Genomic DNA, 6197 nt, shown 5'->3' with positions numbered 1-6197 from the left:
GAAAGTAAAATGGGTAAGCAAGTCAGGTAGGATTACTTGACTTGCCAATGCCTAAAAAAAACCTAAAGACAATTATTCAACAAATCTCAAACTTTAACTGTAGTCTAATTTATAGGGGGTCGGGACAACCTTCCGACCCAGGAAATTTTAATGTAAATTTGAATTATTACAATGAAAATTTAAATTACGATCTGGGTGGCAATATTATGCGCTTAAAACGAAATAGAGCTATAACACCAACCAGTTATCCCTACCCAACTCAAATGGATGATTTAACCTATACTTATAAAAACAATGGCTATTTACCCGAAGCTATAAACGATAGTGGAGAGGGTAGTTTTACACCTCAGCGTAAGCACTTTGTTGACCAATCAAGTCTTGTAGAGCAATACGTTTATGACGAAAGCGGTAGATTGCAGGAAGACAAAAATAAGGATGTATTGATGGAATATAACCTATTGGGTCTGCCCCGAAGGGTTTGGCAATCTTCTTATGCTGCTTATGACATTCAATATATTTATGATGCTGCGGGAAACAAACTGCAAAAAAGAACAATTACGGATGATTGTGATCCTTTGCCATGCCAATCTGCTATCACCAAAAAAGATTACATCGGCAATTTTCTTTATGAAAACGGTGAGCTGGTTATGATCTATCACCCGGAAGGAGTTATAAGGCCTACACCCCCAGAGGCTGACAACGATACAGAATTTGTTTATGATTACTTCATAAAAGACTATTTAGGAAACGTACGCGTGGTGCTAACTGAAGAAAACGCTTATTACACAGAGAAATTTTTATCCACTCTGGAAGAAGCTCATAGAGAAATAGAAGAAAGGAATTTCGATAACGTGGGTGAGACAGCAGAGGATTTGCCAACAGGTTATCCCGTTGATGGATCTGCAGAGCTAAACGAGAAAATTGCTCTTTTAAGTGCTGCAAATGGCACCGAAATAGGGCCAAGTATAGTTATGCCTGTACGTCGAGGTGATCAGGTCTCTCTTCGCACCGATTATTTTTATACAGAAGATGCACCGGGTGCGACGTATGACAATTTAAATATGCTCGTAAATGAAGTACTGTTGGCACTTGCAGCATCCGGCTCCGGTGTACTGCGACTTACCGAAGGTCAGCTTATTGATTTGGCTGCGGGTGGTAATCAATACAGCACTGCGATTGGTTCTTTCTTCTCGAGTAGTTTTGATACAACTGACGTTAGTAAACCGTTTGGTTACCTCGTCTGGATGTTATATGACAACGATATGAATTTGCTACCCGCGGGTAGCGGAGCCAAAAGGGTTACAGATCCAAATGAGTTGAAAGATTTACTAGAAGAGAATATTCCTGTGGTCCAGGATGGATACCTACATGCCTATGTAAGTAATGGAAGTGCTTCTAATGTCTCATTCGATAATTTCTTAATCACTTATATGCGTGGTCAAACGCGTCAGATTAATCACTACTATCCGTATGGTTTGTCAATAGACGGACTGGATCACTCTGATGAATATTTGAATAAATATACAAGTAAAGAGCTCCAAACTGGTGAGTTCTTTTCTCAGACCTCATCCGGGTTAGAGATGTTTGATTTTGGGTCTAGGTTTTATGACCCGCAGGTTGGAAGATGGTTTACGCCCGATCCTGCAGAGCAGTTCTCGAATCCGTATTTGGCCATGGGGAACAACCCTGTGATGTATGTGGATCCGAATGGGGAGTTTATTTGGATGGTGCCTTTGATAGCGGGTGTTGTGTTCGGTGGTGTGAATCTGGGCATCCAAGCATCTAACGGGAACATTGATAACTTCGGGGATGGTATTACAGCCTTTGGAGCTGGTTTTGTTGCTGGTGCAGTTATATCTACAGGAGTCATGTATGGCTTAGGTGTCCCTATACTTGGAACAGTAATAAAAGGTGCGGGAATAGTTTATGGTGCAACTACCGTCTTCGGTGTAGCAGATGGTATCCAGACAGGTATAAATACTGGAGATTGGACGCAACTTGGCAACGCAGGGAAGCAATTTGCTGGTAATTTTTACCTTGACGAGAACAAGAACTTTTTTGGTCAAACATGGCAGGGTATAAGCCGGTTTAGCTGGGAGCTACCTCAAACCACAATCGGTCACGGATACAGTCAAGTGAGAAACGCATATAATGGAGTAGATAGGGTTGACTTTTTGGGCGGTGCAACATTTTCTACCAAGGAGAACACCGACAACAGACAAGGGGTATCTATTGGGAATTTTATTAACATCGATATAAGATCAGAGATCGAAGAGAATTTTCAGGAATATGTTACTGGAAATTCGGAAAAGGGAATCCCTGGAGATCCTTTGTACATGCATGAATACGGCCATACTTTCGATAGCCGCTTGTTCGGCCCACTTTATCTTTTTGGTATAGGCATCCCAAGTGCATCAGGTGCAGAATGGACAGAGATCAGAGCAAATAAGTTCGCGAGAAAATATTTTGAAGATGAATTTGACGTTGATTGGACACCTTTCGAGACACGTTATCCGTTAAGTCGCTAAACTCTGAATCATGAAAAAAATAATCCCTATTTTGATTATTGGCTTGTTTCTAATATCAGGCAGCTGCGAAAAGAATCCTTTTGTAGAAAAATTTTATACTATAACAATAATCAACCAATCGTCGCAGATGATATATTTCTTGGGCTACGATAAATTCTCTGAAATACAGTATCCTGACACTACGTTGCCTATCCAAAAACCGAATGCCACTATTCTTGGACATGGTGCTAAATTTTTTATAGATAAACGCGAGCCATGGTCGGAAGAAATAGATGAGTTACCAGCGGACACTATTTCGTTCTTCTTTTTTGACAAAGCGGTCTTTGAAGACTCATTGTGGACTGAAATCAAGAATGATTATTTGATATTGAAACGCTATGACTTGAGCCTTCAGGATTTGGAAAATTTAGATTTTAATATTCCTTATCCACCAGTCGAAACAATGGAAGGAATGCAGATATATCCACCGGAATAGCAAAGAATGGGCTATAGAAAACTCACATATTATGAAAAACCCGCTTTACCGTTAAGGGTGCTACCGGAAAATGACGAAGTAACGGTCATTATTTTGTATCGGATCGAGCTTGAAAACGGAAAAGTCGTACAGGGGTGGTTTACGCCCGACCCTGCCGAGCAGTTCAGCAATCCGTATTTGGCGATGGGGAATAACCCGGTGATGTATGTGGATCCGGATGGGGAGTTTATTACTTGGAGTATAAATAAACAAGGTTTCAGCATTGGAGTAAATTTTACGCCAATTGGTTTAGGTGTAGGCGGCGGATTGTACTTTGGATGGGGTGATGGATTTTCAATTGGAACGTATGGAGAAGTCGGATATAGGGTTGGGGGCACAGGCTTTGGAGCGGGAGCCGCAGTTACACAAAGCGTGGACTATAATTTTAAACAGCAAACAGCAACAACTACCACCAGTGCTGGAGTTTATGCATCCTTTGGCCCTCTGAATACCGGTGGCAATGTTGCATCCACCTATGACCTTACTCACAGTGAACATGTTGGATATAGTTGGGGTGTGAGCGCAGGAATTGGCGTGGGGAATGAAAAGGGAGGAGTAGGTCTCTTTGTTGGTTATGGTTCAGGTGGATGGAATTATGGTCTTGGTGGGTATTATGACCCAAGAGTTGAATTTAATCCTTATAAAGTTGCTTTGCAGTTAAATGAAGATGGCACTTATGATGATAAATCGAATTCAACCTCAGTTGACAAAAGCACAAACTTTGAAAACAATCCATATATTACCGAAACTTATGATCCAGTAAACGATATGTACACCTATGAAGTGGATGTTCCACATGGAAATAAAATCATAGAAGTTAGAAATGTTAGGCTTGAAAATATAGGGCAGGTGGGTAAGCCTTCGCAGAATAAAGGTGTATATACTTTTACTACTTTGAACAAAGTAGGGAGTGCTACATTTTATTCAAATAGGCCATATACTGACAATTACTTCAACTTTAGGAATTTTAATTCATATCATAATAGAGGACAACAATTCCGGCCTAAGTATCTAAATCTCTTTGGTTACAATTGGTTTAGATAATTATGAAAATCATTATCTCTATATTTTTTAGCAGTTTACTTAGCTTTTCATTGCTTGGGCAAAACGGTGTTTCGGTAACAGCTTCCGGGAAAGGAATCGATGGAATAGCAGGAATTGATTTCGGTATAGTTTTTTCACTTGTCAATGTTGAAACAGGTACAATTTATTACTCGGAACTTCTATCAGTATTTAAGCAGCGCTATTCAATAATTGAGAATTTGCCACCTGGTAAATATCAAATATTTTACTTTGGTGGGTCAGCGATTGTAGAATCAATAAACAACCCGGTACACCAATATTTCGGATATTTTGAATTTGAAGCAGGAAAGAGTTATTACTTGGGCAGTTTTATTGCAAAAATGAAGATAGGTAAATATGGACACAGACCCATTATTTATACCATTGAATGTGATGAAATTCCTAAAAAAGTGATTAAGACTTTGCAAAAAAGGAAGCTAATTGAAAAAGATGAAGAAATTATAAAAACCTATCCTTACAATGCAGACACCTTAATAATTGGGGCAGAACTGCAGAGATGAGTTAATGATAGGGTAAAGATGTTTCCAGCCGAAATAGAAAAATATGGGATGTTGAAAACTCGCATATTATGAAAATCCGTCATCGTTACTAAAAATTGTGCCAAAAGAATCCAGTTTTGTCGTAATTATCGCGTATCGGATCGAGCTTGCAAACGGAAAAGTCTTACAGGGGTGGTTGTTGCCCGATCCTGCCGAGCAGTTCCACAATCCGTATCTGGCGATGGGGAATAATCCGGTGATGTATGTGGATCCGGATGGGGAGTTTGTTTGGATTCCAGTTATTATTGGTGCGGCAATAGGTGCGTATATTGGTGGTTCTACGGCTAACCAATCTTATAATCCAGGTAATTGGGATTTTCAGTCAGGAAAAACTTGGGGATACATGATTGGTGGTGCAGTAGTTGGTGGGTTGTCAGGCGCGGCATCTTATGCAGTTGCAACTTCTGGAATTCCTTTTGCGAATACCGCTTCTATAATGACAGGTTCATTTACGAACAGTTTGGGAATGAACATAGTTACCCAAGGTCAAACGGATGTTAATATTAGTTTCGGTGCAGCTTCTTATAATTTTACTCAAAATGAATGGGGATATTTGGGTAAGGAAGGAAATTCCACTATTGAAAATATAGGATATAGTATAGGCGCATTGGCAAACATTAGTGATGGTGTCGGGTTATTCGATCAAATACGAGCTAATAACCGAAATAATTTAACGCCCGCTCAAAAACAAACGCAATACGAAAATAATTATCAAGAAGGATGGTATGATGAATATATTGGTCCCAATGGAAATGCTGACCCAGTCGTAACGAGAGCAAACGGCAATGTCCCGCAAACACCGCTTGGCGAAGCAGGTTATCAACATGATGTTGCATACTACAATCAAGGAGCAGATGGTGCAAGGGGAGCCGTATTTAACACAAGAACTTTAGCTGCAGACCGTGCTTTAATATCTTCAGCAAGAAGTATTAGACAAAGCTTCAAAAATGGTGCTGATATCGCGTTACAAACATACAAATGGGCAGGAAAAGTGAGAATGGCTTTCGTACCGTTGGTTGGCTATAAATATACTCTTACGAATTACTATTTGTTTGCCCCTTTGACACTCAGAAGATGAAAAGGATTGTACCACTTTTGATTATATTTTTACTTTCAGGTTGTTGGGTGAAAAGAGATATGATGATTTATCAATCTGTCAATAAAGGACAATTGAATAAAGCCGATTATCAGATTGAATTTAAAATTGTAAAGGATTACAAGCTTCGTGCTTTCCCATTTGTAATCATTGAAAAGTCAGGAAAGCAAAATAGCTGGTTAGTAAGAGCATCATTCCAAACTTCACAAAAAGAATTACAGTTAGTTTCTATGAATGTGACTATTACTAATAAAAATGGTGAAGTATTATATGAAAGAATGAATAGAAAAGTTGATTTGATTGATTTTGGAGACTATCGTGCTAAAGTATTTGATTTTGGCACTTTTGAAAAAGAAATAGCAACTAATTTACAAGATACTCTAATTGCAGCTTACGAGATTAATATTCAAAACAATATTGCAACACAATCAATTGTT

6 protein-coding genes are annotated in these 6197 nt (G+C 39.2%); all 6 read left to right on the top strand.

What is annotated here, in order from left to right:
• Window positions 1-158: 158 nt before the first annotated feature.
• Window positions 159-2528, top strand: a complete 2370-nt coding sequence (locus G3O08_RS20175; protein ID WP_163287255.1) for an RHS repeat domain-containing protein — start codon at window positions 159-161, stop codon at window positions 2526-2528.
• A gap of 10 nt (window positions 2529-2538) precedes the next feature.
• Complete coding sequence (locus G3O08_RS20170; RefSeq protein ID WP_163287254.1) at window positions 2539-3003, top strand: hypothetical protein; 465 nt, start codon at window positions 2539-2541, stop codon at window positions 3001-3003.
• Between the two features lie 6 nt (window positions 3004-3009).
• Complete coding sequence (locus tag G3O08_RS20165) at window positions 3010-4086, top strand: hypothetical protein (RefSeq protein WP_163287253.1); 1077 nt, start codon at window positions 3010-3012, stop codon at window positions 4084-4086.
• A 2-nt stretch (window positions 4087-4088) separates the two neighbouring features.
• Window positions 4089-4625 (top strand): hypothetical protein, encoded by a 537-nt coding sequence (locus tag G3O08_RS20160; RefSeq protein ID WP_163287252.1) that lies wholly within the window; start codon window positions 4089-4091, stop codon window positions 4623-4625.
• A gap of 97 nt (window positions 4626-4722) precedes the next feature.
• Entirely contained in the window at window positions 4723-5742 is a 1020-nt protein-coding gene (locus G3O08_RS20155; protein WP_163287251.1) for an RHS repeat-associated core domain-containing protein, read from the top strand.
• The coding region (locus G3O08_RS20150; RefSeq protein ID WP_163287250.1) for a hypothetical protein at window positions 5739-6197 on the top strand (459 nt) is incomplete at its 3' end. The genes G3O08_RS20155 and G3O08_RS20150, both read left to right, overlap by 4 nt.

The sequence above is a fragment of the Cryomorpha ignava genome (assembly GCF_010686655.1).
GTDB lineage: Bacteria > Bacteroidota > Bacteroidia > Flavobacteriales_D > Cryomorphaceae > Cryomorpha > Cryomorpha ignava.
The sequence above is the reverse complement of the archived record's forward strand: the minus strand, read 5'-3'. Positions and strand labels throughout refer to the sequence as shown.

Coding starts and splice junctions, on each gene's coding strand:
- G3O08_RS20170 (WP_163287254.1), top strand. CDS start 2,539: ATGAAAAAAATAATCCCTATTTTGATTATTGGCTTGTTTCTAATATCA.
- G3O08_RS20165 (WP_163287253.1), top strand. CDS start 3,010: ATGGGCTATAGAAAACTCACATATTATGAAAAACCCGCTTTACCGTTA.
- G3O08_RS20160 (WP_163287252.1), top strand. CDS start 4,089: ATGAAAATCATTATCTCTATATTTTTTAGCAGTTTACTTAGCTTTTCA.